Source organism: Streptomyces sp. NBC_01750, assembly GCF_035918095.1.
GTDB lineage: Bacteria > Actinomycetota > Actinomycetes > Streptomycetales > Streptomycetaceae > Streptomyces.
In genome coordinates this window covers 7058977-7085308 of sequence record NZ_CP109137.1, presented here as the reverse complement: position 1 = coordinate 7085308, position 26332 = coordinate 7058977, and the positions used below count along the sequence as shown (strand labels likewise).

The 26332-nt window shown below is 69.8% G+C and carries 25 protein-coding genes and 2 pseudogenes; 8 read left to right on the top strand and 19 right to left on the bottom strand.

The annotated features are described in order from the left end of the window. Positions 1-125 precede the first annotated feature (125 nt). The 4 genes from OG966_RS31895 to OG966_RS31880 form a co-directional block, all read right to left on the bottom strand. Positions 126-1511 (bottom strand): chloride channel protein, encoded by a 1386-nt coding sequence (locus OG966_RS31895; RefSeq protein ID WP_326653463.1) that lies wholly within the window; start codon positions 1509-1511, stop codon positions 126-128. Between the two features lie 33 nt (positions 1512-1544). Beyond that, entirely contained in the window at positions 1545-1826 is a 282-nt protein-coding gene (locus tag OG966_RS31890) for an SHOCT domain-containing protein (RefSeq protein ID WP_326655448.1), read from the bottom strand. A 69-nt stretch (positions 1827-1895) separates the two neighbouring features. Continuing rightward, positions 1896-2354: a DUF6325 family protein gene (locus OG966_RS31885; RefSeq protein WP_326653461.1), complete on the bottom strand. Its 459-nt coding sequence runs from the start codon at positions 2352-2354 to the stop codon at positions 1896-1898. A gap of 227 nt (positions 2355-2581) precedes the next feature. Beyond that, positions 2582-3301, bottom strand: a complete 720-nt coding sequence (locus OG966_RS31880) for a GAP family protein (protein WP_326655447.1) — start codon at positions 3299-3301, stop codon at positions 2582-2584. 215 nt (positions 3302-3516) lie between these two features. On the opposite strand from OG966_RS31880, the gene OG966_RS31875 reads away from it, so the two are divergent. After that, on the top strand, positions 3517-4497 hold the full coding sequence (locus OG966_RS31875) for a YhjD/YihY/BrkB family envelope integrity protein (protein ID WP_326653460.1): 981 nt from the start codon (positions 3517-3519) through the stop codon (positions 4495-4497). 16 nt (positions 4498-4513) lie between these two features. Here the strand turns inward: OG966_RS31875 and OG966_RS31870 are convergent, their stop codons facing one another. Both OG966_RS31870 and OG966_RS31865 read right to left on the bottom strand, forming a co-directional pair. Next, positions 4514-5923 (bottom strand): pyridoxal phosphate-dependent aminotransferase, encoded by a 1410-nt coding sequence (locus OG966_RS31870; RefSeq protein WP_326653459.1) that lies wholly within the window; start codon positions 5921-5923, stop codon positions 4514-4516. A gap of 188 nt (positions 5924-6111) precedes the next feature. Further along, a complete protein-coding gene (locus OG966_RS31865; RefSeq protein WP_326653458.1) occupies positions 6112-6873 on the bottom strand; it encodes an SDR family NAD(P)-dependent oxidoreductase in 762 nt (253 codons plus the stop codon). Between the two features lie 136 nt (positions 6874-7009). On the opposite strand from OG966_RS31865, the gene OG966_RS31860 reads away from it, so the two are divergent. After that, complete coding sequence (locus tag OG966_RS31860) at positions 7010-7585, top strand: TetR/AcrR family transcriptional regulator (protein WP_326653457.1); 576 nt, start codon at positions 7010-7012, stop codon at positions 7583-7585. Positions 7586-7618: 33 nt separating this feature from the next. Here OG966_RS31860 and OG966_RS31855 read toward each other — a convergent pair whose 3' ends face one another. The 6 genes from OG966_RS31855 to OG966_RS31830 all read right to left on the bottom strand — a co-directional run bounded on the left by OG966_RS31855 (position 7619) and on the right by OG966_RS31830 (position 14604). After that, positions 7619-7759 carry a hypothetical protein gene (locus tag OG966_RS31855; protein ID WP_326653456.1) on the bottom strand — a complete coding sequence of 47 codons (141 nt, stop codon included), beginning with the start codon at positions 7757-7759 and terminating at the stop codon, positions 7619-7621. Between the two features lie 57 nt (positions 7760-7816). Then, positions 7817-8968, bottom strand: coding sequence for an XdhC/CoxI family protein (locus tag OG966_RS31850; RefSeq protein ID WP_326653455.1), 1152 nt, complete (start codon positions 8966-8968; stop codon positions 7817-7819). Positions 8969-9004: 36 nt separating this feature from the next. After that, positions 9005-10486 (bottom strand): NCS2 family permease, encoded by a 1482-nt coding sequence (locus OG966_RS31845; protein ID WP_326653454.1) that lies wholly within the window; start codon positions 10484-10486, stop codon positions 9005-9007. A 253-nt stretch (positions 10487-10739) separates the two neighbouring features. Further along, a complete protein-coding gene (locus tag OG966_RS31840) occupies positions 10740-13124 on the bottom strand; it encodes a xanthine dehydrogenase family protein molybdopterin-binding subunit (protein ID WP_326653453.1) in 2385 nt (794 codons plus the stop codon). Positions 13125-13129: 5 nt separating this feature from the next. Continuing rightward, entirely contained in the window at positions 13130-13714 is a 585-nt protein-coding gene (locus tag OG966_RS31835; protein WP_326653452.1) for a (2Fe-2S)-binding protein, read from the bottom strand. After that, positions 13705-14604, bottom strand: a complete 900-nt coding sequence (locus OG966_RS31830; protein WP_326653451.1) for an FAD binding domain-containing protein — start codon at positions 14602-14604, stop codon at positions 13705-13707. The genes OG966_RS31835 and OG966_RS31830 overlap by 10 nt, the downstream gene beginning before the upstream one ends. Positions 14605-14893: 289 nt before the next feature. Between OG966_RS31830 and OG966_RS31825 the strand changes: the two genes are divergently transcribed. The 4 genes and pseudogenes from OG966_RS31825 to OG966_RS31810 all read left to right on the top strand — a co-directional run bounded on the left by OG966_RS31825 (position 14894) and on the right by OG966_RS31810 (position 18313). Continuing rightward, positions 14894-16627 carry a PucR family transcriptional regulator gene (locus tag OG966_RS31825; protein ID WP_326653450.1) on the top strand — a complete coding sequence of 578 codons (1734 nt, stop codon included), beginning with the start codon at positions 14894-14896 and terminating at the stop codon, positions 16625-16627. Between the two features lie 249 nt (positions 16628-16876). After that, entirely contained in the window at positions 16877-17680 is an 804-nt protein-coding gene (locus OG966_RS31820; RefSeq protein ID WP_326653449.1) for a hypothetical protein, read from the top strand. 10 nt (positions 17681-17690) lie between these two features. Further along, positions 17691-17771 (top strand): annotated as a pseudogene (locus OG966_RS31815) (SDR family oxidoreductase); the annotation flags it as partial. Positions 17772-17800: 29 nt separating this feature from the next. Further along, positions 17801-18313: a protein-tyrosine phosphatase family protein gene (locus OG966_RS31810; RefSeq protein WP_326653448.1), complete on the top strand. Its 513-nt coding sequence runs from the start codon at positions 17801-17803 to the stop codon at positions 18311-18313. Positions 18314-18322: 9 nt separating this feature from the next. Here OG966_RS31810 and OG966_RS31805 read toward each other — a convergent pair whose 3' ends face one another. The 5 genes and pseudogenes from OG966_RS31805 to OG966_RS31785 all read right to left on the bottom strand — a co-directional run bounded on the left by OG966_RS31805 (position 18323) and on the right by OG966_RS31785 (position 21510). Next, positions 18323-18676, bottom strand: coding sequence for a hypothetical protein (locus tag OG966_RS31805; RefSeq protein ID WP_326655446.1), 354 nt, complete (start codon positions 18674-18676; stop codon positions 18323-18325). Positions 18677-18748: 72 nt separating this feature from the next. Beyond that, positions 18749-19077: pseudogene (locus tag OG966_RS31800) on the bottom strand (ATP-binding protein); the annotation flags it as partial. Continuing rightward, complete coding sequence (locus OG966_RS31795) at positions 18978-19301, bottom strand: hypothetical protein (protein WP_326655581.1); 324 nt, start codon at positions 19299-19301, stop codon at positions 18978-18980. The pseudogene OG966_RS31800 and the gene OG966_RS31795, both read right to left, overlap by 100 nt. After that, positions 19301-20017 carry a hypothetical protein gene (locus OG966_RS31790; protein ID WP_326653447.1) on the bottom strand — a complete coding sequence of 239 codons (717 nt, stop codon included), beginning with the start codon at positions 20015-20017 and terminating at the stop codon, positions 19301-19303. The genes OG966_RS31795 and OG966_RS31790 overlap by 1 nt, the downstream gene beginning before the upstream one ends. Positions 20018-20676: 659 nt before the next feature. Continuing rightward, entirely contained in the window at positions 20677-21510 is an 834-nt protein-coding gene (locus OG966_RS31785) for a GntR family transcriptional regulator (protein WP_326653446.1), read from the bottom strand. Between the two features lie 149 nt (positions 21511-21659). On the opposite strand from OG966_RS31785, the gene OG966_RS31780 reads away from it, so the two are divergent. Together OG966_RS31780 and OG966_RS31775 are read left to right on the top strand one after the other, a co-directional pair. Beyond that, the gene (locus OG966_RS31780) at positions 21660-22505 is read left to right on the top strand and encodes a (2Fe-2S)-binding protein (protein ID WP_326653445.1); all 846 of its coding nucleotides are present in this window, start codon (positions 21660-21662) and stop codon (positions 22503-22505) included. Positions 22506-22716: 211 nt separating this feature from the next. Further along, positions 22717-23805: a DUF2637 domain-containing protein gene (locus OG966_RS31775; protein WP_326653444.1), complete on the top strand. Its 1089-nt coding sequence runs from the start codon at positions 22717-22719 to the stop codon at positions 23803-23805. 101 nt (positions 23806-23906) lie between these two features. Here OG966_RS31775 and OG966_RS31770 read toward each other — a convergent pair whose 3' ends face one another. Then, entirely contained in the window at positions 23907-24365 is a 459-nt protein-coding gene (locus tag OG966_RS31770; RefSeq protein WP_326653443.1) for an ATP-binding protein, read from the bottom strand. A gap of 158 nt (positions 24366-24523) precedes the next feature. Further along, entirely contained in the window at positions 24524-26266 is a 1743-nt protein-coding gene (locus OG966_RS31765; protein ID WP_326653442.1) for a pyruvate dehydrogenase, read from the bottom strand. Positions 26267-26332: the final 66 nt, after the last annotated feature.

The following is a 26332-nucleotide window of genomic DNA, read 5'->3' as shown; positions in this document are numbered from 1 at the left end:
GCTCTCCCGAGGACGGAGAGCCGCGCGCGGCGCCAGGATCACGAAGCCGGCGGGAATGATCACGACGCCTCCGATCTCGGCCCATGGTGTCCGCTTCGCACCTCGGTGGCTGCGCCCCGCCGCCTTCAGGCGGGGCGGGCCGCTCCGGCGGCTGCCGGAGCTTCGACGGGCTTGCCCACCGGCGGAACAGCACGTCCGGGGGGAAGCAGCTCGGTGGTCACGAAGGCCACGACGGCGGCCAGGATCACCACGGGGATCATCGCCGTGCTGCCGAGCAGCAGGACCACGAGCACCACACTGCTGACCGGCAGCCGCAGGGCACTGGTAGCCGTGGCTGCCATGCCAGCGGCCAGTCCCGGTACGACCCCCAGCCCCGGAAGGGGCGCCAGCAGCACGCCGATCGCACCGCCCAGGAACAGTGCGGGAAAGATGGGTCCGCCTCGCAGGCTGCCCAGACAGAACGCGTAGGCCGCGCCCTTGCAGAGAATGACGGCGATCAGGGCACCGACCCCCCAGGCGTGCGGATCGGTGGCCAGGCCGGTCAGCATGGACTGGCCCGACGAGGCCACGTCCGCTGGTGACCGGTCGGTGATGAGCGTGTACACGGCGGCGCAGGCTCCGGCGGCCAGCGCGCAGACGGCGGTGTGGACAACGGGACGCATGGAGACGAACACGGCGGCCAACCGGCCTCCGGCCAGCACCAGATGCACGAAGACACCGATCGCGACAGCCATCAGCACCGACCAGAACACGTCACCGGTATCCAGACGGGCAAACGAATTGCCCAGCTTCAGGGACAGGCCGCCGGTCGAGAGGCCGGTCCAGCGTCCGAAACCGGTGAACACGAGCGAACCAATCCCGCTGGAGAGCAGCGCCGGCAGCATGACGGCGAACAGCTGCGCTCCGCCCACTCCCGCCATCTCCATCAGCAGCACCGCGGCCATCAGCGGGTTGCCGAAGATCGTCGAGATGGCCGCCGCAGCCCCCGCCGCGCCCATGAGCGCCTTGTTCTGCGGGGTGCCCGGCGCCCGGGCAAGGCGCCCGAAGAGCAACGCCAGGCCACCGCCGAGAGCGACCAGCGGGGCTTCGGGACCCAGCGTCGCGCCGAGCGCGAGGCTGGCCGCGGCCGCGAGGATCACTCCGGGCAGCGCCTCGGCCGAGGAGCCCCCCGCGTGCAGTCCGGTGGCTGGGATGTGGCCGCCGGCGCCGGGCATACGTGTGACCACCAGGCCGACGAGGATTCCGGAGGCCAGCAGCAGGGGCAGCGGCCACCACCACGGCGGGATGTGCCAGCCCAGCGCCTGCGGCAGATCGGTCCACATCAGATGCTCCAGCTCGTGGAGCCCGACGAGGAACCAGAACGCGGCGAGCGACACCGGAATACCGATGAGGGCGCAGAACAAGAGCGTTTTCAGGTAGCCCGGGGTGCGCAGCAAGTCACGCAGCAGGTCGGCCTCCGCCGGTTGTGTTCGGCCGCCCGAGGCGGCTGGTCGCGGACTCGGCTCCGTCATGGGGTCGTCCCTTCCCAGCCCCCAACTCCGGTGTCAGCCAAGGATCTTGCGCTTCTCTGCAGCGAATTCCTCTTCTGTCAGCACCCCTTGGGCCTTCAGATCGCCCAGTTGCCCCAGCTGATCGATCTTGCTGCTCATCTCGTCGCCGGAGGAAGGCGGCGGCGCGGCCGGGGCGGGTGCGGCGGCCTGCGCCTGCTGCTGGTCGTCCTGTTGTGCCCATCGGCCCGCCTGACGCCGCGACACGCGGTTGGACACCGCGGTCGCGGTTCCGGCGACGACGGCGGTGCGGGCGACGCCACGAAGAAGTCCGGGCATGTTCACTCATCTCCCACGGTAGGTGCGGGCGGACCGCTGCGGCGTCGGGCCCCGACGGCACCGTGGCCTTCAATCGGCGATGGGGCCGTCGGGGCCCGACGCCTCGACCGCGTCCAGTGAGGCCAGCAGGGCCTGGACGGGAATTCGGCCGCTCGTCACCAGCTGCGCACCACTGCGCCGCATGGCTCGGGCGAAGGGTGCCGCCCAGAGGTTCTCGTACACCAGGATTCCGGCAGAGCTGCCCGGCTCCAGCGCGGTCCCGGCCTCGTCGAGATCGTCCTGGCCCAACAGCCCGGACGAGGCACCCTCGAAGACCGTCAGGTCGAGCTCGTCCCCGAACTCCTTCAGTTCCAGTGCGGAGACCGAACCGTCGCTGTCCTTGCGGACGAAGACGAGGTCGAGGATGCGGATGATGCCGCGATCGACCAGATCGACGAGCAGGGGGAAGCCCTCCCCCGTCATGCGGTTGCCGGGGAACTCGACGACCAGGTAGTCGACGGGGCCCATCTCTTCGATGTCGTCGCTCATGGCCACTCCTCGCGAGCGGGTCCGGGTACGGGCCTCGACCGCCGCTCATGTCCGGCGGCGGTCGCCGCGACAGACGGCGACAGGCGGCCCTTCCAGCCATTGCAACACCCGTCGGAAGGCTTCGCACTTCCTGAGGCCTGGCGTCCCGGACCGTCGGCGGGCCGCCGAGGACCGGCCCACCGGCGGGTCCGCACCGGCCGACGACGGGTCCGCACCGCGTCAGCTGGTCAGCTGGTCAGCTGGTAGATGCTCTTCCCGGTGAGCCACAGGCCGAGAAGCAGACAGATGACCACGATCGCCGGATCCTGGTGGCGTTCCAGCCACGTGCGCAGTTTCATCAGCCGCGCCTGGGCCGCCTCCGGTGCGAACACCACATACAGCTCGGCGGCCAGCAGGCTCGAAGTGGCGAGGATGCAGAAGCCGAACAGCGCCAGATACGACGAGAAATGCGACAGGTCGGCCTCGATGACCGTGGTCGCACCCGCCGCGACGATGCCCCAGGGCTGCAGGAACACGGCAAGTCCCGCCGCCGCCCAGGCCGAGCTCCGGTCCATCCGGGAGGTCATGGAGGAGGACGACCGGGAACGGGAGGACGCGTGAGGCGACTTGCGAGGCGTGCGGGGCGGCTTGCGGGCGGATCCGGGGACCGGCCCATGAGCCGGTCCGAGCCGCCGTCGCCGGTGTTCGCCGTAGAACACGAGCAAGAGGCCGATGGCGAGTTTGGCCGCGAGCCCCGCCGTGGACGGCGGAGATCTTGGCGGCGGGGGCTCTCCCCCGGTCAGCGCGAGAACCAGAGCGATCACTGCGACGAGACAGGCCAGCCAGGCCAGGATGAAGGCCAGCCCCTTCCACACACCCCTGTCGGACGCCACCACCAGGACGAAAGCCATGATCGGCAGCGGGTCGAGCGTGATGGCCAGCGCGATGAGGAGCAGGTCGATGACCATGGCAACCCAATCGTGTGGCGACATCACGAGGGTATGCAAAGGACAGGAAACCGACACCTTTTGGTCGCCGCGCCGTCGGCTCACCGGAAATGCCGCCGCGCACTGCGTCCCCCACTCTGGACGCAGGGAAGGAGCAGCGCCATGACGACTTCCGGACGGGTGCCGTCGAAGATGGGCGGCCGTACGCAGAGCCCGGGTGCCGTAGCAGCCGGCTGATGCCTCCCAGCGAGCCCGAGGCCCCCCGGGAGCAGCCGGGCGAGGGGACACACGACGGGGAGCAGGGCGCGGCGGACCGCCGTCCCGGCTCCGTCCTCCGGCCGTCCTGGTGGCAGGTCCGGTCCCGGAAGCTGGTCGCCACGGCGCAGTGGCTGCACGCGCGGGCCGAGGCCCGTTTCCCGGTCATCTCGCACCTCGCCGCACGGATGGTGTCGGTGAACATCTTCGACTCCGCCACCCGGCTGGCCGCCCAGTGCTTTCTGACCGCGGTCCCGCTGCTCTTCGTCGTCGGATCAGTCGCCCCGGAGGCGGTGCGCAATCAGCTGATCAGCTCCGTGCGCACGGTCTTCGGGCTCGGCGGCGCCGCGAACGACCAGCTGGAGCACGTGTACAAGTCCGGTACCGACACTCTGCGCGAGGCCACCGGTGTGGTGGGCGCGCTCATGCTGCTGCTCGCCGCCACGGCCGTCAGCCGGGCTATGCAGCGGCTGTGCAAGCGAGCCTGGGAGATCCCCAGGGCGGGTACCAGGATCGCCGCCTGGCGGTGGCTGGCATGGATCGGGATCTGGCTCGCCGTCCTGGTCGTGCAGGCGCCGCTGCGCGACGGCTTCGGCGCCGGGCTGTGGCTGGGCATCCCGGTCACCGTGCTTACCCAGACCGCCCTGTGGTGGTGGACCCAGCACCTGCTGCTGGGCGGCCTGATCCGCTGGCCGCCCCTGCTGCCCGGTGCCGTCATCACGGCGATCGCAGTGACCTTTCTGTCGATCGGAGCGCGTTTCTACATGCCCCGGGCGCTCAATCGCGCCCTTGCCGAGTACGGGTCGGTCGGCTCGGTCTTCGTCCTGCTCTCCTGGCTGATCGTGGTCTGTGTGGCGGTCGCCATCGGCATCAGTGCGGGAGCCGTCGCGGCCCAGGAACCGTTCCTGGCCCGCCGCCTGGGCAGTCCACCTCCCACCTGGCAGAAGGCCGGAGGCACTTGACGACGACCTCTGCTCCCTAGGCCTGGGCGATCAGGCGGTCCACCGCTGCCGTCCCCGAGGTGTAGCCGGCGGCCTCCCCGTGAGCGGCGGGCATGGGGACGGCGGCGGGCAAGGGGGCGGCGGCGGGGGGCCAGTTCTGCTGCCGGGCCGCCGGGCCCAGGCCCCGGGCGGCGACCGGCTGCTGGGCCAGGGCGAGCATCGGTGTCTGCTGCATTGGTGTCTGCTGCATCGCCTGCTGCTGCGGCGCGGGCACCTGGGCCAGCATCGGCGCCATCGGCTGCGGCGGCGGTTCGGCCACCTGGGTGCGCTGTCCGTACAGCACCTGCTCCATCGCCGATATCAGCCGGACCACGTCCCGCTGCGGACGCACCACGAGGCGCAGGAACCGGCTGGAACTGCCGACCTTGTTGCTGCACTCGCGCACCAGTACGCCGTGTTCGGCGAGCAGCCGGTCCCGCAGAACCGACCCGTCCGCACCCTCCGGCAGGCGTACGTAGAGGAAGTTGCCCTGGGAGGGGTAGATGGTGAGACCCGGCAGCTGGGAGAGGCGCCAGGTCATCTCCTGCCGGTCGCGCCGCGCCTGGAGAAGGCTGTCGGCGTACTCCTGGCGGTGCTCCTTCAGCATGAACACCACGGTTTCGGCGAAGGAGTTGAGGTTCCACTTCGGCAGCGCGGCCCGCACCTTCGCGGCGAGGCTCGGATTCGACACGAGGTAGCCGAAGCGCACGCCGTGCAGCCCGAAGTTCTTGCCCAGGCTGCGCAGCACGATCACGTTCGTCCGCAGTACGGCCTCCGCGGCGACGCTGGGGTCCGGTTCGGCGTCCGCGAATTCGAGGAAGGACTCGTCGACGACGACCAGGTCCAGGTCCTCGAGGGAGTCGAGCAGCCCGAGGAGTTGCGCTTTGGGGAGGTAACCGCCGTCGGGGTTGTTGGGGTTGCAGATGACCGCCGCGCGGGAGCCGCGGCTGCGGATGAACTGTACGAAGGACGCCGGGTCGAGGCCGAAACCGCGCGCCTCGGGCAGCAGGAGCATGTCGACGCGCTTGCCGGTCTCCATCGGCTGGTCGGTCCACCGGCCGAAGGTGGGGACAGGGACCGCGAGCGACTCCTTGACCAGCAAATGGTCGATCCAGGTGATCAGTTCGGTGGAACCGTTTCCCATGGCGACGGTCTGCGGGTTGAGCCCGAGCACCTGGCACAGCTCGGCGGTGATGGTGTCCGCGCTGCTCGGGTAGTAGGTCAGGATCTCGCGCAGACGGTCACCGAGCTGATCGAACATCACTGGAGTGGGGAAGTACGGATTGCAGGGGATGCAGAAGTCCGTGATCTCTCCGCCCTCGCCGCCGGCTGCCCTGTTCAGCGTGAAGTACGAAGGGCTGTGCGCGGTGGACGCGCGGAAGAGTGCGGTGACATTGCTGCCGGCCATAGATCTGCCTCCCCTGCCGGAACGGCCCATGCGGACGCGCATGGGCCGCCCAGGTATACGGACGGGGGTGGGGCGGCGTTCAACGGCTGGGGCGTACGCGACACCTCCGGGGCTGATCAGCCGGACTCCTCGGGGCCCGTCGTGCGGACGACGTTCGGCTGCCGGCCGAAGTAGTAGGCGCCCATGGTTCACACCTGGGCCATGCCGCCGTCCGCGAAGAGCTCCACGCCGGTGACGAAGCTCGACGCGTCGCTCGAGAGGAACACCGCGGCCTTGCCCATCTCGCGGGGATCCGCGATCCGCCCGGTCGGGTTGCCCTCCCCCATGGACCTGATCGCGGCGTCGACCTGATTGGCGCCCTGCGCCATCTCCAGAGCACGCCTGAGGGACTCGGTGTCGACCGCTCCGGGGCTGAGGACGTTCATCCGGATGCCTGAACCCTTGATGTCCTGGATCCAGGCCCTGGTGAAATTCCGCACCGCGGCCTTCGCGCCGCCGTACATGCTCATCCCGCGTGGGGGCTGGATGGAAGCCGTCGACCCGATGATGACGACTGTTCCGCCGGACGGCAGCAACGGCAGCGCCGGCTGGACGGTGAACAGGACACCCTTCGCGTTGACGTCGAAGGTCCGGTCGAACTGCTCCTCGGTGATCGAGCCGAGCGGGGCGTGAGCGCCGATGCCGGCGTTGGCCACGACCGCGTCGAGCCGTCCATACCGCGTCTTGACCTCGCGGTACATCATCTCCATGGACTCGAGATTCGTGACATCGGCGACGATGCCGGAGCAGTTGGGTCCGACTGCCGCGACCGCTTCATCCAGCTGTGCCTGGTGGAGATCGGTGATGACCACGCGGGCTCCATGCTCAACGAACTCCTGGGCGATACCCAGGCCGACCCCGGACGCGCCGCCGGTGACAACGGCGACCTTTCCTTCGAGTGAGAGGTTCATATTTTTTCCCCTGTGACGTGGGCGATTCCCGCGCGGTGATCCGCTGCGAGTAGAGTAAAAGTGGAGGCGCCGCCACTTCATCCACTGTAACCGGATGCGCCTCCACTTAGCAACCCCGACGAGAAGGAGACGGCCGATGACCAGGGAGACCGGGCGCCCGCTGAGAGCCGATGCGCAGCGAAACCGGGAGAAGATCCTCGCCGCCGCGGTGCGCGTGTTCGCCGAACAGGGACTGGACGCGCACTTGGAGCGCATCGCCAAAGAGGCGGGCGTGGGCACCGGGACCCTTTACCGGAACTTCCCGACGCGGGAGATCCTGATCGAGGCCGCCTACCGCAACGAGCTGAGCCGGCTGTGCGACGCCGCCCCTGACCTCCTGGCCACGATGGAGCCGCGTGAGGCATTGCGCGCCTGGATGGGACGCTTCATCGACTACGCGACCGCCAAACTGGGCATGGCCGATGCCCTGCGGGCTCTCGTCGAGTCGGGCGTCAACCCCTACGCCCAGAGCCACGAGATGATGCTGGCCGCCCTGACCTCTCTCCTGGACGCCGGTGTCGGTGCCGGCACCATCCGGTCGGACATCGGCGCAACCGACATGTTCGCCGGCCTCACCGGCATTGCCCTCGCGTCCGGAAAACCCGAACAGCGAGAGCAGGCCGAACGTCTCCTCGACCTCACCCTGGACGGACTGAGCACCGACCGGCATTGACGCGCTTGCGGACATGAGTGCCCGATCCGTCGTTTACGGCGCCAAGGGATCTCTCCTGCGGTACGGAGCGCCGAGCCGCTCCAGTGGGAACGGCGGCCGGGCCAGCGGGCGCACTGCGAGACGGGTCAGCGGCAGGGCGTTGTCGTCGCCCGCCGTGCGGTTGGCGTGGAGCACCCCGCACCCCGCACCCGGCGCAGCGGTGGACGAGAGGCGGCAGACGGCAGGATGGCGTCAGGCGACCGAACCTATCCGTCCCACCGAGGCCTGCACGCCGTCATGGTGGATCGGGGTGTGCGCTCCCGTCAGTGAAACGCCGCTGCCGCCACGGCAGTTCGCCACTATCTCCGCGCCGATCGACAGCGCCGTCTCCTCCGGCGTACGCGCGCCGAGGTCCAGGCCGATCGGCGAGCGCAGCCGGGCCAGTTCCAGTTCGGTCACGCCGGTCTCCCGCAGCCGCTTGTTGCGGTCCTCGTGCGTACGCCGGGATCCCATCGCGCCGATGTAGGCGACGGGGAGCTTCAGGGCCAGTTCGAGCAGCGGGACGTCGAACTTGGCGTCGTGGGTGAGTACGCAGAGGACGGTGCGGCCGTCCACCTCGGTCGACTCCAGATAGCGGTGCGGCCAGTCGACGACGATCTCGTCCGCCTCCGGGAAGCGGGTCCTCGTCGCGAATACGGGCCGGGCGTCGCAGACTGTGACGTGGTAACCGAGGAACTTGCCGACCCGGACCAGCGCCGAGGCGAAGTCGATCGCGCCGAAGACGATCATGCGGGGTGCCGGGACGCTCGATTCGACCAGGAGCGTCAGCGGCTGTCCGCAGCGGCTCCCGTCCTCGCCGATGACGACCGTGCCGGTGCGGCCGGCGTCCAGCAGCGCGCGGGCCTCGGCCGCAGCCGTGCGGTCCAGTTCGGGGTGACCGCCGAGGACCCCGTCGTACGAACCGTCCGGTCGGACCAGCAGCGCGCGGCCACTGACCTCCGCCGGTCCGTCGGTGATCCGTGCGACCGCCGCCGCCTCCCCTTGCGCGGCGGCGGACAGCGCGGCCGCGAACACCTTCCTCGCAGGCGAGTCCGCGCGTACCGGCGTGACGAGGATGTCGATGATGCCGCCGCAGGTCAGGCCTACGGCGAAGGCATCCTCGTCGCTGTAACCGAATTGCTCGAGGACGGTGAGACCGTCCTCGAGCGACTGTCGGCACAGCTCGTACACCGCCCCTTCCACACACCCTCCGGAGACCGACCCGATCGCCGTGCCCTCGCTGTCCACCGCGAGAGCGGCGCCCGGCTGCCGGGGCGCGCTGCCGCCGACCGCCACCACGGTGGCGACGGCGAATGCGCGGCCCTGCCCGACCCACCGGTTCAGCTCTTCGGCGATGTCCAGCACGTCGGTCTCCTCAAGGTGTGTGTCGGGCGGCGGTGGTTACTTGACTCCCAGCCAGCCCTCGATCGGATGAAGGGCGAAGTAGGCCAGGAACACGACGGACAGCACCCACATCAGCCAGCCGACGTCGCGCGCCTTGCCCTGCACGGCCTTGATCAGGACGTGCGCGATGACGCCCGCCGCGATGCCCGCGGTGATCGAGTACGTGAAGGGCATCAGCACGGTGGTCAGGAACACCGGGATCGCGGTGGCCTGGTCGTTCCAGTCGATGTGCTTGGCATTCGTCATCATCATCGATCCGATGACGACGAGCGCGGCGGCGGCCACCTGGGTGGGGATGACCTGGGCGAGCGGAGTGAAGAACAGGCAGAGCGTGAACGCGAGGCCGGTGATCACGCTGGCGAAGCCGGTGCGCGCACCGTCACCGACGCCCGCCGTGGACTCCACGAACACCGTCTGGCCGGAGGCACCGGCGAGGCCGCCGAACGCGCCACCGGCACCGTCGATGGCCAGGGCCTTGTTGAGGCCCGGCATCTTGCCCTTGTCGTCGGCGAGGTTGGCCTGCTGGCCGATGCCGATGATGGTGCCCATGGCGTCGAAGAAGCCGGCCAGCACCAGGGTGAAGACGATGACGCCGACGGTGATGCCACCGACGCCGCCGATGCCGCTGAACGAGACGCTGCCGAAGAGACCGAAGTCCGGCGTGCTCACGATGGAGCCGGTGATCTCGGGTGCGTTCAGTCCGCCCCAGGCCTTCTTGTCGAGTCCCGCGAACTGGTGGACCACAGCGGCGAAGACCGTGCCGCCGACGATGCCTATGAGGATCGCGCCGGGGACCTTGCGGACCTGCAGCAGGAAGATCAGCAGGACGGTGACGGCGAAGCAGAGCACCGGCCAGCCGGTGAGCATGTCGCTCGTCCCGAGCTGGATCGGCTTGGCTCCCGCGATACCGCCGTCTCCGGGCATGGAGGTGACGAAGCCCGCCTGGACCAGGCCGATGAGGCAGACGAAGAGGCCGATCCCCATGGTGATCGCGTGCTTCAGTGCCAGCGGGATGGCGTTCATGATCAGTTCACGCAGGCCGGTGACGACGAGCAGGACGATCACGGCGCCGTAGATGACGCACATGCCCATCGCGTTTTCCCAGGTCATCTGTGGGGCGACCTGGAAGGCCATGACGGCGGAGACACTGAGTCCCGCCGCGAGGGCCAGCGGCACATTGCCGATGAAGCCCATCACGATGGTGGTGGCCGCGGCGGCGAAGACCGTCGCGGTGGTGAGCTGATCACCGTCGAGCCTGTGACCGGTCGCATCCGGAACCGAGAGAATCACCGGGTTGAGAAGGATGATGTACGCCATCGCCATGAAGGTGGTGATGCCGCCACGCACCTCCCGACCGACGGTCGACCCTCGCTGGGTTATGTGGAAGTACCGGTCGAGCCAAGATCTTCCGGCAGGCTGGCGCGAACCCGCGCCGGCGTCCTCCGCCGTGGTCTTGGTCTCAAGGGACTGCTGGGTCATGGTGCCTACTCCCAAGGTTCACAGGGGCACCCGCATAGGGACTGAGATTGCGGGATTTGGGATGGTGCGCTGGCTGCACGACCCGGGGGACGGCCCGAGACGAACTGGAATGTGGTGACGGGTGCTGCTGGTGGTGCTGGGTTGTGCCAGGACCGCGAGCGGTGCGGTGCTGGGGTTCTCCGGGCGGTGCGACGAGTGGCGGGAAGTGTGACGTTCCCCGGATGCGCGGCACACCGCCCGGAGAAGGCGGGGATCAGGTACCGGTGAGGTGCTCGGGGCGTACCGGTGTCCTGTTGAGCTCCAGCCCCGTCGCGTTCCGGATCGCCGCGAGGACGGCCGGGGTCGACGAAAGGGTCGGGGCCTCGCCGATGCCGCGCAGCCCGTACGGCGCGTGGTCATCGGCCAGTTCGAGTACGTCGACGGGGATGGTCGGCGTGTCGAGGATGGTGGGGATCAGGTAGTCCGTGAAGGAGGGGTTGCGCACCTTCGCGGTCTTCGGATCGACGATGATCTCCTCCATGACCGCGACGCCCAGGCCCTGGGTGGTACCACCCTGGATCTGGCCGACGACGGACAGCGGGTTGAGCGCCTTGCCGACGTCCTGGGCGACCGCGAGCTCGATGACCTTGACCAGGCCGAGCTCGGTGTCCACCTCGACGACCGCGCGGTGCGCGGCGAACGAGTACTGGACGTGGCCGTTGCCCTGACCCGTACGCAGGTCGAAGGCCTCGGTGGGGCGGTGGCGCCACTCGAGCTCCACGTCGACCGACTCGCCCTCGAGTACGTCCACCAGGTCGGCGAGGACCTCGCCGCCGTCGGTCACGACCTTGCCGCCTTCGAGCAGCAGCTCGGCCGTGGCCCATGCGGGGTGGTACGAGCCGAACTTGCGGCGGCCGATCTCCAGGACCTTCTCGCGGACGTTCTCGCAGGTGTGCTTCACCGCACCGCCCGTGACGTACGTCTGACGGGAGGCGGAGGTGGAGCCGGCCGAGCCGACCTGGGTGTCGGCCGGCTGGATCGTCACCTGCGCGACACCGAGTTCGGTACGGGCGATCTGAGCGTGGACGGTGACACCGCCCTGGCCGACCTCCGCCATGGCGGTGTGCACGGTCGCGACCGGCTCGCCGCCCACGACCTCCATACGCACCCGCGCGGTGGAGTAGTCGTCGAAGCCTTCGGAGAAGCCGACATTCTTGATGCCGACCGCGTAGCCGACGCCACGGACGACGCCTTCACCGTGTGTGGTGTTGGACAGACCGCCCGGCAGGGCGCGGACGTCCGCCTCCTGGCCGGCCGAGAGCCACTGCTGCTCGGGAGGCAGCGGCCGGGCCTTGACACGGCGCAGCAACTCGGCGACGGGGGCCGGGGAGTCGACCGGCTGCCCGGTCGGCATGATCGAGCCCTGCTCCATGGCGTTGAGGCGGCGGAACTCCACCGGGTCCATGCCCAGCTTCGCCGCGAGCTTGTCCATCTGTGCCTCGTAGGCGAAGCACGCCTGGACCGCACCGAAGCCGCGCATGGCTCCGCAGGGCGGGTTGTTCGAGTAGAGCGCGATCGCCTCGATGTCGACGTCGTCGACGACGTACGGACCGACACTGAGCGAGGACGCGTTGCCGACGACCGCCGGGGAGGCGGAGGCGTACGCCCCGCCGTCCAGGACGATCCTGCACTTCATGTGCGTGAGCTTGCCGTCCTTGGTGGCGCCGTGTTCGTAGTAGAGCTTCGCCGGATGCCGGTGGACATGCCCGAAGAAGGACTCGAACCGGTTGTAGACGATCTTGACCGGCTTGCCGGTGCGCAGCGCCAGAAGGCAGGCGTGGATCTGCATCGACAGGTCCTCACGGCCACCGAAGGCACCTCCGACGCCGGAGAGCGTCATCCGGATCTTCTCCTCGGGCAGACCGAGGACGGGTGCGATCTGCCGGAGGTCCGAGTGCAGCCACTGGGTGGCGACGTACAGCTCGACGCCCCCGTCCTCGGAGGGGACAGCGAGGCCGGACTCCGGGCCGAGGAAGGCCTGGTCCTGCATGCCGAAGGTGTACTCGCCCTTGACGATGACGTCGGCGCGCTCGGCGGCCTCGTCGGCGTTGCCGCGGACGATCGGCTGTCGGTGCACGATGTTCGGGTGCGGGACATGGCCGATGTGGTGGTCGTCGCGGCCCTCGTGGACCAGGATCGCGTCGGGAGCGGTCGCGGACGCCTCGTCCGTGATGACCGGCAGTTCGACGTACTCGATCTTGATCTTGGCGGCGGCGCGGCGTGCGGTCTCCGGATGGTCGGCGGCGACCAGGGCCACCGGCTCGCCGTGATGGCGGACCTTGCCGTGGGCGAGTACCGGGGTGTCCTGGATCTCCAGGCCGTAGTTCTTCACCTCGGTGGGCAGGTCGTCGTAGGTCAGTACGGCGTAGACGCCGGACGTCGCGAGCGCCTCGGAGACATCGATCGACTTGATCTCGGCGTGCGCGACGGTGGAGCGCAGCGTGTGACCCCAGAGCATGTCCTCGTGCCACATGTCCGAGGAGTACGCGAACTCACCGGTGACCTTGAGGATGCCGTCGGGACGCAGCGTCGACTCGCCGATGCCGCCCTTGGTCCGGGAACCCTGGGAGATGTTGGTGGGAGTACCGATGGTGGCCATGGTTCTCAGACCGCCTCTTCCTGGCGGGCGGCCGCGAGGCGGACCGCGTCGAGGATCTTCTCGTAACCGGTGCAGCGGCAGAGGTTGCCGGAGAGCGCCTCGCGGATGTCCGCGTCGGACGGCTCGGCATTGCGCTCGAGCAGCTCGTCGGCGGCGACCAGCAGACCGGGCGTGCAGAAACCGCACTGCACGGCACCGGCATCGATGAACGCCTGCTGGATCGGGGACAGCGCGGAGCCCTCACCGGTCTGCGAGTCGGAAGGCCTGGCTTCCCACCGCTTGGCCTGGTCCAGGGTGGTGCCACAGGCGCCGGTGGCGCAGCCGCCGTGCTCGGCCCGCTGCCTGGCGAAGTCCGCCAGGCCCTCTACGGTGACGACCTCGCGGCCCTCGACCTGACCCGCGGCAACGAGGCAGGAACAGACCGGGACGCCGTCGAGGCGGACCGTGCAGGAGCCGCACTCGCCCTGCTCGCAGGCGTTCTTGGAGCCGGGCAGGCCCATGCGCTCACGCAGCACGTAGAGCAGGCTCTCGCCCTCCCACACGTCGTCCGCTTCCTGCTGACGACCGTTGACCGTGAAGTTCACGCGCACTGTGCGCCTCCCTTTGTGCCGTGGGCATTGCCCCGGTATGCCTCCCAGGTCCAGCCCAGGGTCCGGCGGGCCATGACGCCGACCGCGTGGCGGCGGTAACTCGCCGTGCCGCGCACGTCGTCGATCGGGTTGCAGTCACCGGAGGCGAGCAACGCGAACTGCTTGGCGACCGACGGGGTAATGATTTTCCTGCTGTCCCAGAAACCGCCCTCTTCGAGCGCGGCGTTCAGGAATTCCTCGGCCGCCTTCGCCCGGACCGGGGTCGGGGCGGCGGAGCCGATGCCGGTGCGTACCGTGCGGGTCCGAGGGTGCAGAGCAAGACCGAAGGCGCAGACCGCGATCACCATCGCGTTGCGAGTGCCCACCTTCGAGAACTGCTGCGGTCCGTCTGCCTTTTCGATGTGGACGGCCCGAATCAGCTCGTCCGCCGCAAGCGCGTTGCGCTTGACGCCGGTGTAGAACTCGTCGATGGGGATGAGGCGGCTGCCTCGTACCGACTCGACCTCGACCTCGGCGCCCGCGGCGAGCAGCGCCGGGTGGGCGTCGCCGGCCGGGGATGCGGTGCCGAGGTTGCCGCCGACACCGCCGCGGTTGCGGATCTGGGGCGATGCGACGGTGTGCGAAGCCAATGCCAGACCGGGCAGTTCGGCCCGGAGGTTCTCCATGATCCGGGTGTACGGAACGGAGGCGCCCAGTCGGACGGTGTCCTCGCCGACCTCCCACTCGAGCAGCTCGCCGATGCGGTTCAGGTCCAGGAGGTACTCCGGCCGGCGGTGGTCGAAGTTGATCTCGACCATCACATCGGTGCCACCCGCGATGGGTACAGCCGTGGGGTGCTCGGCCTTGGCGGCGAGCGCCTCCTCCCAGCTGGCGGGGCGAAGGAAGTCCATGAGTGGCTCTCTTCTTCTCAATCGGGGTCGTTCGTCGCAGCGGGCCCGGGACGGCCGGCCCTCGACTGGTTGTTCACGCGCTTATTCATGTGCTGTTAACGCGCTGTGGCCCCAGTACACAAGCCAGTCTGCGCCTGGTGCAGTCACCGAAACCATGAAGGAGTTGGCTGGTCGCCTGTCTCGTCTTGTAGATTCGAACGAAAGGCGAGGCTCAGTAACCTCGATGTTTTCCCCTGGAAACGGTGGCCAAGGGCCACCGGCGACAACGAGACAGATCGGTGGCGACGAGATGCGGCTGCGCGCACTGCTGGAAACCGACGCGCTTGGGCTGCGGCTGCTCGGCGGCGAGGACGAACTGGACCGCGGTGTCCGCGGTGTGATGACCACCGACCTGCGCGATCCGAGCCGCTATCTCTCGGGGGGCGAACTGGTGCTGACCGGGCTCGCCTGGCGGCGGACGGCCGCGGACTCCGAGCCGTTCGTCCGGATCCTGGCGGGCGCCGGGGTGGCCGGCCTGGCGGCCGGAGAGGCGGAGCTGGGAAACATTCCGGGCGACCTCATCGAGGCGTGTTCTCGCCATCGACTGCCGCTCTTTGCAGTCAATGAATCCGTTGCATTTGCGACGATCACTGAGCATGTGGTGCGTCAGGTCTCCGGTGAGCGGGCCGGGGACCTCGCCGCAGTCGTGGACAGGCACAGGCGGCTGATGACCTCCGGCCCGGCGGGCGGCGGGCCGGAGGTGGTCCTGGACCTGCTCGGCTCCGACCTGGACCTTCGAGCCTGGGTGCTCTCCCCCACCGGCCGCCAGATCGCGGGCGCGGGCGACCCGCTGCCCGGCGAGGTGAGCGCCACACTCGCCGGTGAGCATCTGGCGGCCACCCGCGCCGGCCGCCGGGGGCCGCATCGGGCGACGGTCCACGGGGTGACGTACTCCCTCTTCCCGATCCGTAACAACGGCCGCGGCGCCGCCCCCGCCTCGAGAGACGTCCGCGAGACGGTGCTGTCCGACTGGCTGCTGGCGGTCGAGGCGGACGCGGGCGACTGGCCGGCCGCGCGACTGGACCTGCTGCAAGGCGTGACCCAGCTGATCGCCGTCGAGCGCGACCGGCGCGAGGCGGCCCGTACGGTACGCCGACGGCTCGCCCAGGAGGTTCTGGAACTGGTCCAGGCGGGAGCGGCACCGGCCGAGATCGCGGCGCGTCTGCGAGTGGCCGCGCCGGTGCTGCTGCCGGGTCTCGGCACGGCGCCGCACTGGCAGGTGGTGGTGGCGCGGGTGGACTGGGGGCAGGACGGGGCGCCCGGTACGGCCGGCGCAGTCGGTACGGGCGGTACGGGCGGTACGGCCATCGAGGCCGGCCCGGTCGCCCAGTCGCTGCTGGAGGAGATCCTGGTCGACCCGGGGGCAGCCGGTCCCGACTCCGCGGACCGGATCGCGGTCGCCCACACCGGCGACGAGGCGATCGCGCTGCTCCCGCTGCCCGCGACGGCCCTCGACCCGGACGCCCCCGAGGCCGGCTCCTCCGAGGCCGGACTGCACGCCGACGCGCTGCTGCTGTCCGTACGCGACCCGCTCTCCGCGGGTCTCGCCGACGACGGCCGGCTCACGCTGGGCGTCAGCGCGGCAGTGAGCTCGGCGGAGGGTCTGCGGGGCGCGCTGGAGGAGGCGAGACACGCCCGCCGGGTGGCGGCGGCCCGCCCGGGCAGGGTCTGCGCGGCAGGTCACCACGAGCTGGCCTCGCACGTGCTGCTGCTGCCCTTCGTCCCGGACGATGTGCGCCGCGCGTTCACGGCCCGGCTGCTGGACCCGCTCCGCGACTACGACCAGCGCCACCGCGCGGAGCTGATCCCGACGCTGGAGGCGTTCCTGGACTGCGACGGGTCGTGGACGCGGTGCGCGACGCGGCTGCATCTGCATGTGAACACACTGCGCTACAGAGTGGGCAGGATCGAGCAACTGACGGGCCGTGACCTGTCGCGCCTGGAGGACAAGCTGGACTTCTTCCTGGCGCTGCGGATGAGCTGAAGCCGGGGCCGCCCCGGACCTGCGGACGCGCTGGGAAATCCGGCCTCGCCATCTATTGAGGCGCGGGGTCCGGGGCGGATCCCGGGCTGGGGAAGGGGCGCACCACTGACCACCCGCGCCCCATCCCGCGCCGCATGATTGTGAATTCATTCACCTGACCTCTTGGCCAGGCATGCCTATCCATGCTGAGATGCGACTGACTCAACAGCTCAATGGCGTGCTCGGGGAGGGCAAGTGGCGCATACCGCCATGTCTGGTTCCGGAACCACCGCAGGTGACGACCCCCTCCAGACCGCGGTATGGCGGCTGCGCTCGCGCGGCTGTTGGACCGACGCGGCAGCCCTGCTCGAAGCCCACACAGCGAATCCCGCGGGGGCACTCGAGCGGGCCGGACTGCTCGTCGAGCGCTGTCTGTTCACCGCCGACGGCTGGGCGGACGCCGAGGACGCGCTGCGTACGGCCGAGGCGGTGGCCCGGGACGACGACGAACGCGGCGGCGCGGCGTGCGAGCGCGGGAGGCTCGCGTACGCGGCGACCCGCCTCGGTGTACGCGACCGGGCCGACGAGGCCCGCTCCGCACTCGGCAGGGCCGCGGCACTGCTCGCCCCCACCTCGCCCAGGCGCCCGCTGCTCGACTTCCGCCGCGGCCTTGTCGCCGAGCACATCGCCGACTCGCCGCAGGCGGCCCGTGCCGCGTACCAGCGGGCGCACGCCGGAGCAACCGCGCAGGGTGACACGCTGCTGCTCTCCTTCACCTGGCACCACCAGGCCGGACTCGCGCTGCGTGACGGCGAGTTGGCGGAGGCCAGGCACGGCTTCTCCGAATCGCTGCGGATCCGCGAGGAGCTCGGCTTTCTGATCGGCACGGCGCCGGCGCTGGCGGCACTGGCCGACTGCGAACCGGAGCCGGAGGCGAGCCGTTTGCGGGCGGAGGCGGGCCGGCTGTTCCGCCTGCTGGACGGCGTACCGGTCTGGCTGGCGGCTCAACTGGCACCGGCGACCCCAGCCGCGCCGCTCCACACCTCCCCGGCCCAGCCCGAGCCCGCGGCCTGATCGGGCAGCGGCGGTCTTCCTGGCGAGCGACGCTGCACGCTATATGACGGGCCAGACCTTGTTCGTGGACGGCGGCTTCTCTGTCACCTAGCGTGGATGTCTCCGCAAAGGGAGGGCTCAGTGAAGGCACGTCGCACGGACCACCCCGTTCCGGATCCCGGATCGCCCTGGGACGAGATCACGACCTGCCTCTGGATGGGCGGCCATGTCTGGGAGGACGACCGGAACCGGCACCTCGATGTTGTTGTGGACCGCGAATTCGACCTGGTGATCAGCCTGTTCACCCGCGTCGGCCACGGCCCGCCCGACGGGGTCGAGCACCATGTCTCCCCCATCCCCGACGACTGGCTGACCTCCGGGCAGATCGACCGGGTCCGCGGCCTGGCGGTACTGGCCGCCGATGCGGTACGCGCCGGGCGGATCGTGCTCGTGCGCTGTTACTCCGGCTACAACCGATCGGGCCTGGTGGTGGCCCAGACGCTGATCGAGCTCGGCCACGACGGCGCGGGGGCGATCGACCTGATCCGGCGCCGGCGCTCCTCCTACGCCCTGCACAACCTCGCCTTCGAGCGATACCTCATGACCGGGCTGGACATCGCCTCACTGCTGACCGGCCTGGAGTCCTCCCCCTGAGCACTCGGCTCACACCAGCCAGGACAGTGTTCTCTCCGGATTCATGACGAGCAGCACGACGACGACCACCACGACCACCCAGAAGACTCCCCAGGCCCGGCGCCTGCGCGCCCACCGCTGCCGGGACGGCCAGGCCCGCCACGCCTCGGGCTCAGCGCGCACCGCCGCCTTCCTCCCCCACCCGCGCGGACGGCGCTGCCGCCGGGCGGCCGCCTCGTCCTCGAGCCGCAGCCGCTCGGTCACCATCCGCGCCCGAGCGGACGGCTCCTTGGGCGCGGCGAGGCGTGCCGGCCCTTCGCTCGCGCGCTGGAACTCCTCCCACGCCTCGTCGGGTATGGACGACTCCGGCAACTCCGCGGTCATGAATGGCCCCCGTTCGTTCGGACTTCGGCAACGGCGGCACAGAGTAATGCAGCAGACCGACATCCGCGCGCAGGTCTTGCCGAGGGGCACGCGATCGTGCAAGCCCCACCGGTCCGCGAGCGCCACGACCAGGACGAGCCCGCACCCCGACTCCCCTCCGGGCGGTACCTCCTGCGGACGCTTCTCAGTGCGGGCGTCGGAGACCTCGATCCGCAGGGTGTCGGCCGAGAGTGTCAGCCGCAGGGCGAAGTCCCGCCCGGGCAGCGCCCGTGGGTGACGGCGTTCGCGGCGAGCTCGGCGACTATGACGGCGGCGGCGTCCGACAGGTCGGTGTCGTACGGGATCCCCCATGCGTCAGCCGCTGCACAGCGAGATGCCGGTGTCCGGCAGAGGCGCCGCAGAGAGCCTCGTGGAGTGCGGCCAGTTCGGCGTCCCGGCCGACGAACAGTGACGCCGGGAGCGGTGGCCGGCCGATCACGCCGCCCACCGGCGGCACCTCGGCTGGGCGCCGCAGCAGTTCGGAGGGAACGACCGTCATCCGCTCGGCGCGGTACAGCATGTCGACCGCGTGATCGCCGAGGGAGACGATCCCCTCGTTCTGCCGGATGTGCACGGGTTCGGGCATCAGCCCTGCCGCCGGATGACGTTGCGGGCGCTGTCGCCGGTGGAGATGATGCCCTCGTTGTGCCGGACCGCGACCGTGCGTTCTCCCGAAGTACCCGGTACCCGGGTTTCCTCCGCGTTCGGGCCATCTTGGTCGTCCCCGCCGGGCGGTACGGGTCCGTGGAGCCAGGCGCGCAGCGGGCCGTTCTTGCTGGCCAGGGTCACCTGGTGGAAGTCGGCCGCCGGGATGCCGTGGTGGTCGTGGCGCACGATTCCTGTGTGGACGCCTTCCGACACGCACAGCGCGAAGCCGTCGGCTCGCTCGCGTAAGGCTTTGCGTAGCAACCGGGCGTCCAGGAGGCGGCAGGCATGGTTGAGGTCGGAGCCCACCCACCCGCCGTGCTGGTCGATGGCGACGTACCCGGTGGCGACGACTCCGCGCAGTCGGATCTGCGCCGAGCTGGACGCCAGCCGGTTGTATCCGTGCAGTTGGGCCGGAACTTCGGAGAGCAGGGCGCGGAGCAGAGCCGTCACGGACGCGTTGGCGTCGATCAGCTCCATGACGGAGTCGCCCCGGTCGGCCCGTATCCGCAGTGTTTCCTCGATACCGGCGTGTTCCAGGGCACGGTCGGCGATGTCATAGAGCACGCGCCGCAGATACGCCTGCTCGACGTCGTCACGATCGCTGTACTTCTCGATGTCGAGCAGGAGGATCGTCCGGCTCACGGGGTCGGTCATGGTCGCCTTTCGGTGGCTCTCGATGGCGCTCGGTCGCTGCTGACGCAATGGTGCCCGGTTGGATCAGAAGGGTGGCGCGGCTGGAGGCAGGGATGCGAGGACGCACGACTCATTCGAACTGTGACCGTGTGCACAGATGGCCCGCAGCGCGCATGCGTCACTCTGTTCCCTCCGCCCGTGCGATCCGGCGCAGCACCTTGGGCCGCATGATCACCAGGGTCCGGCGGCCAGTGAGCACCACACCGCGTTCCCTCAGCTCCCTGGAGGCTCTATGCGTTGACTCCAGCCGCCGGTTGGGGCTGGAGTTGAGCGTAGTAGTTGGTCTCGTACTCGTGGGGCGGGATGTCCCCGATCGCCGTGCGGCCGCTCTGGTGAGCTGGTCGGCTGAGGCGGAGCCGTGAAGAGTCTTTCCGACGTCGCGGCGTGGGTGACGACGCAAAATACCCTTCTCCAAAAACCGACGGGCGCGCCAGAGCGGTCACGCCGCTCCGGACAAGTTGCCCCTTGCGCATCCGACGGACTGGCCTGAGGGGGCAACTCCCGTAACCGGACGGCAAAGCCCACAGCCCCCGAGCACCCACAGGCGCCGCTTCCGGAATTTCCTGTGACAGTGGATCTTGAGCACAGCGAAGTTTGAGGGGCTGCCCCAAGCCAAGCCGTCAGCCCTCGGCGCCCGTGAAGTGCTCCCGCACCAGCGACTGCACCACCCGGAGGTCCTGCGCCACCAAGGCCTCCAGCAGGGCCATGTGCTCCGCCGCGTCCGCGACCAGGTCCGCCCTGCGGGTGACCGGTGCGCTCGCCAGGGGCCACTGGGAGCGGCGGTGGAGGTCGTCCGCGACCATCACCAGCTGCTGATTGCCGGAAAGGGCGAGCACCGCGCGGTGGAAGGCGCGGTCCGTCTCCGCGTACGCCGCGCGGTCGCCCCTCGCCGCCGCCGCTGCCGTCGCGTCGGCCAGCGGGCGCAGCGCCGCCCAGCCGGCGGCCGGGACCGTTCGGGCCAGGCGCAGCACGACCGGGATCTCGATGAGGGCGCGGACCTCGGCCAGCTCGGCCAGCTCGCGGGGACTGCGTCGCGTGACGCGGAAGCCGCGGTTCGGGATGACCTCGACCGCGCCTTCGGTCGCCAACTGCTGCATCGCCTCGCGCACGGGGGTCGCCGAGACGCCGAAGCGCTCCCCCAGTACGGGGGCCGAGTAGACCTCGCCGGGGATCAGCTCGCCGTCGACGAGAGCTGCCCTCAGCGCTTCGAGGATCTGGCCGCGTACCGAGTGGCGCTGGACCGGGCGAGGCGCGAGGCCGGGCGGCTCGCTGTGGGTGTGCTCGCCTCGGGCCTGTTCCGGCATGCGGGCCTGTTCAGGCAGGCGGGCCTCGTCCGGTACACGCGGCCGCCCCGGGCCCGTACGGTCGCCAGGACCAGCCTGTCCGGGGACGGGCGCGGACGCGGACGCGTAAGGCTGCGGCGCTGCGGCATCGCGCGCTCGGGCCTGCTCCACTCGAGTCCTCCTCCGGCCGGGTGCCGGGCCCGGCGCGCGAGTGCGGGGCCCTTGAGCACGATAGGCGGACGGGGTCACAGTTCAAACATCGATCGCGTCGGGTAAGGTAAGGCTAACCTGCAAACGATCGCGATTCGGTGGTCTCCTGCATGACCGTTCCCGCTCTGCTGCCCGCCCTCACCTCGCCCGTCGAGGACGCGTACGCGCGTCTGGCCGAGGTCTTCCCCGGGCTGCGCGTACGGGAGCTCATGGACGGCGAGCAGGCGCCGGCCGGCGAAGGCTGGGTGGGCGCGGGCGAGCTCGCGGCCGGCGGGCCCGCGCTCGACGGCTTTCTCGCCTGGGACGACGCACAGGTCCTGCGGGACTACGGACAGCGGGCCCGCCCCGATGTGATCGCCGGCTTCGGTCTGCACCGTTACGCCTGGCCGGCTTGCCTGCTGATCACGGTGCCCTGGTTTCTGCACCGCCGGGTGCCGCGGGTGCCCGTCGACGATGTCGCCTTTCAGCGCATGCCCGGCCGGATGACGGTACGAGTGAGGGAATTCGCCTGCCTGGCGGACGATCCGGCCGCCCGGTTGCCCGGCGCCCGTGTCGTACCGGACGAGGAGGCGCTGCGCGCCGAGGTGCGCTCCGCCGTCGCCGAGCACATCGGGCCCGTCCTGGACGGCTTCGGGCCGCGGATGCGGCGCGGCAGGCGTGCGCTGTGGGGCATGGCGACCGACGAGATCGCCGAGGGCCTCTGGTACATCGCGCATCTGCTCGGTGAGGAGCGGCGGGCCGTGCTGGAGCTCGAGCAGCTGCTGCCGGGCGCCACCAAGCCGTACGTCGGCACCGCCGGATTCCGCGAGCTCACCGGGCCGAACGGCGAGCAGCTGCCGACCCGTGACCGGGCCAGCTGCTGCCTCTTCTACACACTCCGGCCCGAGGACACCTGCGTCACCTGTCCGCGTACGTGCGACGCCGACCGCGTGGGAAGGCTTCAGCCGAGCGCCTGAGTGTCCGGGCGCCGGGTTCCACGCCGTGCTTCCGCCTGGCATAAATCGAACTCAACCCCCTTCACCCGTACGGTAGTTCGACCGGATCGCACCTATCCGTGTGCCACGCAAGCCCGTTGGCGTCGACTTGCCGCGAAACCCCTTGGGCGCGCGGGCACTTCGGCCAATATGGCGGCCGAATGGACCTATCGCGATGCAAGGGACACCGCACATGAGACTGACCGACATATCGCTGGACTGGCTGCTACCCGGCGGCGTGATGCTCGTGGGAGTCCTGGTCGCGGTGGCAGTGGTCGCGCGCGGCAAGCGCGCCGGCGGCAAGGCCGCGTCCGAGGACAGCTGGGAGCGCAGCGAGGAGCGTCGCAGACGCAAGGAGGCGGTCTACGGCACGGCTTCCTATGTGCTCCTCTTCTGCTGTGCGGCGGTTGCCGCCGCGCTCTCCTTCCACGGCCTGGTCGGCTTCGGCCGGCAGAATCTCAGCCTCTACGGAGGCTGGGAGTATCTGGTCCCCTTCGGCCTCGACGGCGCGGCCATGTTCTGCTCGGTGCTCGCGGTTCGTGAGGCCAGCCACGGTGACGCCGCGCTCGGCTCGCGACTGCTGGTGTGGACTTTCGCGGGCGCGGCCGCCTGGTTCAACTGGGTACATGCGCCACGCGGAATGGACCACGCGGGCGCCCCGCAGTTCTTCGCGGGCATGTCACTCTCCGCGGCGGTCCTTTTCGACCGTGCGCTGAAGCAGACCCGCAGGGCCGCGCTGCGCGAGCAGGGCCTCGTGCCCCGGCCGCTGCCGCAGATCCGGATCGTACGGTGGCTGAGGGCGCCCCGGGAGACCTTCGGCGCCTGGTCGCTGATGCTGCTGGAAGGCGTGCGCACGCTGGACGAGGCGGTCGACGAGGTGCGCGAGGACCGGCGGGAGAAAGAACAGAACCGCCTTCGCAGGCGGGACCGGGAGAAGCTGGAGCGGGCGCAGATCAGGGCGCTCAACCGGCAGCACCGGGCGTGGGGGCGCGGACACGACGCGCGTCGGACGGAGCTTCCGGCCCTCGCCTCCGCCGGCTCGGGCAATTCCGGGGCGGGCAGCGCGCAGACGGTCGGAGCTGTCGGGTCCGGCCCGGAGCCCGCCATAGCGGAGCCGGGACAACTGCCGCTTCGCTCCCGGCTCTCGCTTCAGGCCGTGAAGGGATCCATTGGCGCTGAGCCGCGCACCGTGGACCTCACCGCCGAGGACGATACCCAGACGCTGCCACGTCTCGACTCCCTGGAGCGCAAACTCACGGATCTCGAGCGGCAATTCGGCTGACTTCCCGGCTGGGTGCCGGGGCTCTCGGGCGAGAGTGGCGAGCACCCGGGCGAGTACAGCGTGCGTGTGCATCCACCGTCACAGGGGCCGGTCTGCGTCCGTCAGGCCGGCCCTCCGTGCAGCTCGAACCAGACGACCTTGCCCACGCCGTGGGTCCGTACACCCCACGCGTCCGCGAGACTCTGCACCAGCACGAGTCCCCTGCCGTTCGTACCGAGTCGACCTGCCGGGACAGGCTGCACAGGCAGTCCGGCCATGAAATCCCGCACCTCCACACGGAGTGTGGAAGCGGCGACGGTGGCTGTGACCACCGCTCCGTGATCGGTGTGGATCAGCGCATTGGTCACCAGCTCGCTCGCGAGCAGCTCCGCCACATCTGCCGCGTCCGGCTTCCCCCAGTGCCGCAGCAAGTCCCGCAGCGCACATCGTACTTCCGGAACGGACGCAAGATCCGCGCACCCTAATCGGCGGTGCAGCCGGCTCTCCGGTTCTCCTTCCGCCCCAGGTTCCCGGCCGTGCCCGCTCGCAGCAGGTCCGGCCCCTCCCTGACGCCCAGTCATCATCCCCACCCACACGTCGAAGCGACCCTTTCTCCGGTTTCCTCGTAACTACCCCTTCTGCCGAGCATGTTCACGAGATGCATGCCCCACGCGGGGAATGCCACTCATGTCCATTCCTCAACCAAACAGGAGTCGCCGAGAGGAAGCCGTCACGGGAATCAGGGCCTCGGCACGTTACGCAGATTCGAGCGCGCCATCTGGACCATTCGGCCCACGCCACCGTCCAGCACCATCTTGCTGGCGGAGAGCGCGAAGCCGGTCACCATCTCGGCGCTGATCTTCGGCGGGATGGAGAGCGCGTTCGGGTCGGTGACCACATCCACGAGCGCCGGGCCCTTGTGACGGAATGCGTCCTTGAGCGCGCCCGCGAGTTGCTTCGGCTTCTCCACCCGTACGCCATATGCCCCCGCCGCCCGCGCGATCGCCGCGAAGTCGGGGTTGCGGTTGGTGGTTCCGTACGACGGAAGTCCCGACACCAGCATCTCCAGCTCCACCATTCCCAGAGAGGAGTTGTTGAACAGGACGATCTTCACCGGCAGGTCGTACTGGACGAGGGTGAGGAAGTCGCCCATCAGCATGGTGAAACCGCCGTCCCCGGACATCGAGACGACCTGGCGGTTCCGGTCGATGAACTGGGCGCCGATCGCCTGCGGCAGGGCATTCGCCATCGAGCCATGGCTGAACGAACCGATGATCCTGCGGCGGCCGTTGGGCGAGATGTAGCGAGCCGCCCACACATTGCACATGCCCGTGTCCACGGTGAACACCGCGTCCTCGTCGGCGAGTTCGTCCAGTACGGAGGCGACGTACTCGGGATGGATCGGGACGTGCTTCTCCACCTTGCGGGTGTACGCCTTGATCACGCCCTCGAGCGCGTCGGCGTGCTTCTTCAGCATCTTGTCGAGGAATCTGCGGTCCGTCTTGGGGCGCACGCGTGGCGTCAGACAGCGCAGCGTCTCGCGCACGTCGCCCCAGACGGCCAGGTCCAGCTTGGAGCGGCGGCCGAGGTGTTCGGGCCTGACATCGACCTGGACGATCTTCACGTCGTCGGGCAGGAAGGCGTTGTACGGGAAGTCCGTGCCGAGCAGGATCAGCAGATCGCACTCGTGGGTGGCCTCGTAGGCGGCGCCGTAGCCGAGCAGTCCGCTCATACCGACGTCGTACGGGTTGTCGTACTGAATCCACTCCTTGCCGCGCAGCGCGTGTCCGACCGGGGACTTGATGCGCTCCGCGAACTGCATGACCTCGGCATGCGCGCCCGCCGTACCGCTGCCGCAGAAGAGCGTGACCCGCTCCGCCTCGTCGATCATCTGCACCAGCTTGTCGATCTCCGTGTCCCCCGGCCGTACGGTGGGGCGTGAGACGACCAGTGCGTGCTCGATCGACTTCTCCGGGGCTGGGTGCGATGCGATGTCGCCCGGGAGCGAAACGACGCTGACACCGCTCCGGCCGATCGCGTGCTGGATCGCGGTCTGCAGGAGTCGCGGCATCTGCTGCGGGCTGGAGATCATCTCGTTGTAGTGGCTGCACTCGCGGAACAGCTGGTCGGGATGGGTCTCCTGGAAGTAGCCGAGGCCGATCTCGCTGGAGGGAATGTGCGAGGCGAGGGCCAGTACGGGCGCCATCGAGCGCTGGGCGTCGTACAGACCGTTGATGAGGTGGAGGTTACCGGGTCCGCAGGAGCCGGCGCAGGCGGCGAGCTTTCCGGTGATCTGGGCCTCGGCGCCGGCCGCGAAGGCGGCGACCTCCTCGTGCCTGACCTGGATCCAGTCGATGGCGGAGTTGCGGCGGATGGCGTCGACGATGGGGTTGAGACTGTCGCCGACGACCCCGTACAGCCGCTGGACACCGGCGCGGACGAGGACGTCGACGAACTGCTCCGCCACGTTCTGCTTGGCCATGGGATGCGCACCCCTTCTCGGCTTCGGGCCTGCTCCGGCCTTCATCGGCCTGCAGTTCCATCAACC

Bases quoted from the DNA above. Each gene is read 5' to 3' on its own strand.
- OG966_RS31875 (WP_326653460.1), top strand. From the start codon at position 3,517: ATGCCTCCCAGCGAGCCCGAGGCCCCCCGGGAGCAGCCGGGCGAGGGG.
- OG966_RS31890 (WP_326655448.1), bottom strand. From the start codon at position 1,826: ATGCCCGGACTTCTTCGTGGCGTCGCCCGCACCGCCGTCGTCGCCGGA.
- OG966_RS31870 (WP_326653459.1), bottom strand. From the start codon at position 5,923: ATGGCCGGCAGCAATGTCACCGCACTCTTCCGCGCGTCCACCGCGCAC.
- OG966_RS31795 (WP_326655581.1), bottom strand. From the start codon at position 19,301: ATGCCCGAACCCGTGCACATCCGGCAGAACGAGGGGATCGTCTCCCTC.
- OG966_RS31765 (WP_326653442.1), bottom strand. From the start codon at position 26,266: ATGGCCAAGCAGAACGTGGCGGAGCAGTTCGTCGACGTCCTCGTCCGC.
- OG966_RS31805 (WP_326655446.1), bottom strand. From the start codon at position 18,676: ATGACCGCGGAGTTGCCGGAGTCGTCCATACCCGACGAGGCGTGGGAG.
- OG966_RS31790 (WP_326653447.1), bottom strand. From the start codon at position 20,017: ATGACCGACCCCGTGAGCCGGACGATCCTCCTGCTCGACATCGAGAAG.
- OG966_RS31845 (WP_326653454.1), bottom strand. From the start codon at position 10,486: ATGACCCAGCAGTCCCTTGAGACCAAGACCACGGCGGAGGACGCCGGC.
- OG966_RS31880 (WP_326655447.1), bottom strand. From the start codon at position 3,301: ATGGTCATCGACCTGCTCCTCATCGCGCTGGCCATCACGCTCGACCCG.
- OG966_RS31775 (WP_326653444.1), top strand. From the start codon at position 22,717: ATGAGACTGACCGACATATCGCTGGACTGGCTGCTACCCGGCGGCGTG.
- OG966_RS31770 (WP_326653443.1), bottom strand. From the start codon at position 24,365: ATGACTGGGCGTCAGGGAGGGGCCGGACCTGCTGCGAGCGGGCACGGC.
- OG966_RS31825 (WP_326653450.1), top strand. From the start codon at position 14,894: ATGCGGCTGCGCGCACTGCTGGAAACCGACGCGCTTGGGCTGCGGCTG.
- OG966_RS31780 (WP_326653445.1), top strand. From the start codon at position 21,660: ATGACCGTTCCCGCTCTGCTGCCCGCCCTCACCTCGCCCGTCGAGGAC.
- OG966_RS31865 (WP_326653458.1), bottom strand. From the start codon at position 6,873: ATGAACCTCTCACTCGAAGGAAAGGTCGCCGTTGTCACCGGCGGCGCG.
- OG966_RS31895 (WP_326653463.1), bottom strand. From the start codon at position 1,511: ATGACGGAGCCGAGTCCGCGACCAGCCGCCTCGGGCGGCCGAACACAA.
- OG966_RS31830 (WP_326653451.1), bottom strand. From the start codon at position 14,604: ATGGACTTCCTTCGCCCCGCCAGCTGGGAGGAGGCGCTCGCCGCCAAG.
- OG966_RS31885 (WP_326653461.1), bottom strand. From the start codon at position 2,354: ATGAGCGACGACATCGAAGAGATGGGCCCCGTCGACTACCTGGTCGTC.
- OG966_RS31820 (WP_326653449.1), top strand. From the start codon at position 16,877: ATGTCTGGTTCCGGAACCACCGCAGGTGACGACCCCCTCCAGACCGCG.
- OG966_RS31860 (WP_326653457.1), top strand. From the start codon at position 7,010: ATGACCAGGGAGACCGGGCGCCCGCTGAGAGCCGATGCGCAGCGAAAC.
- OG966_RS31840 (WP_326653453.1), bottom strand. From the start codon at position 13,124: ATGGCCACCATCGGTACTCCCACCAACATCTCCCAGGGTTCCCGGACC.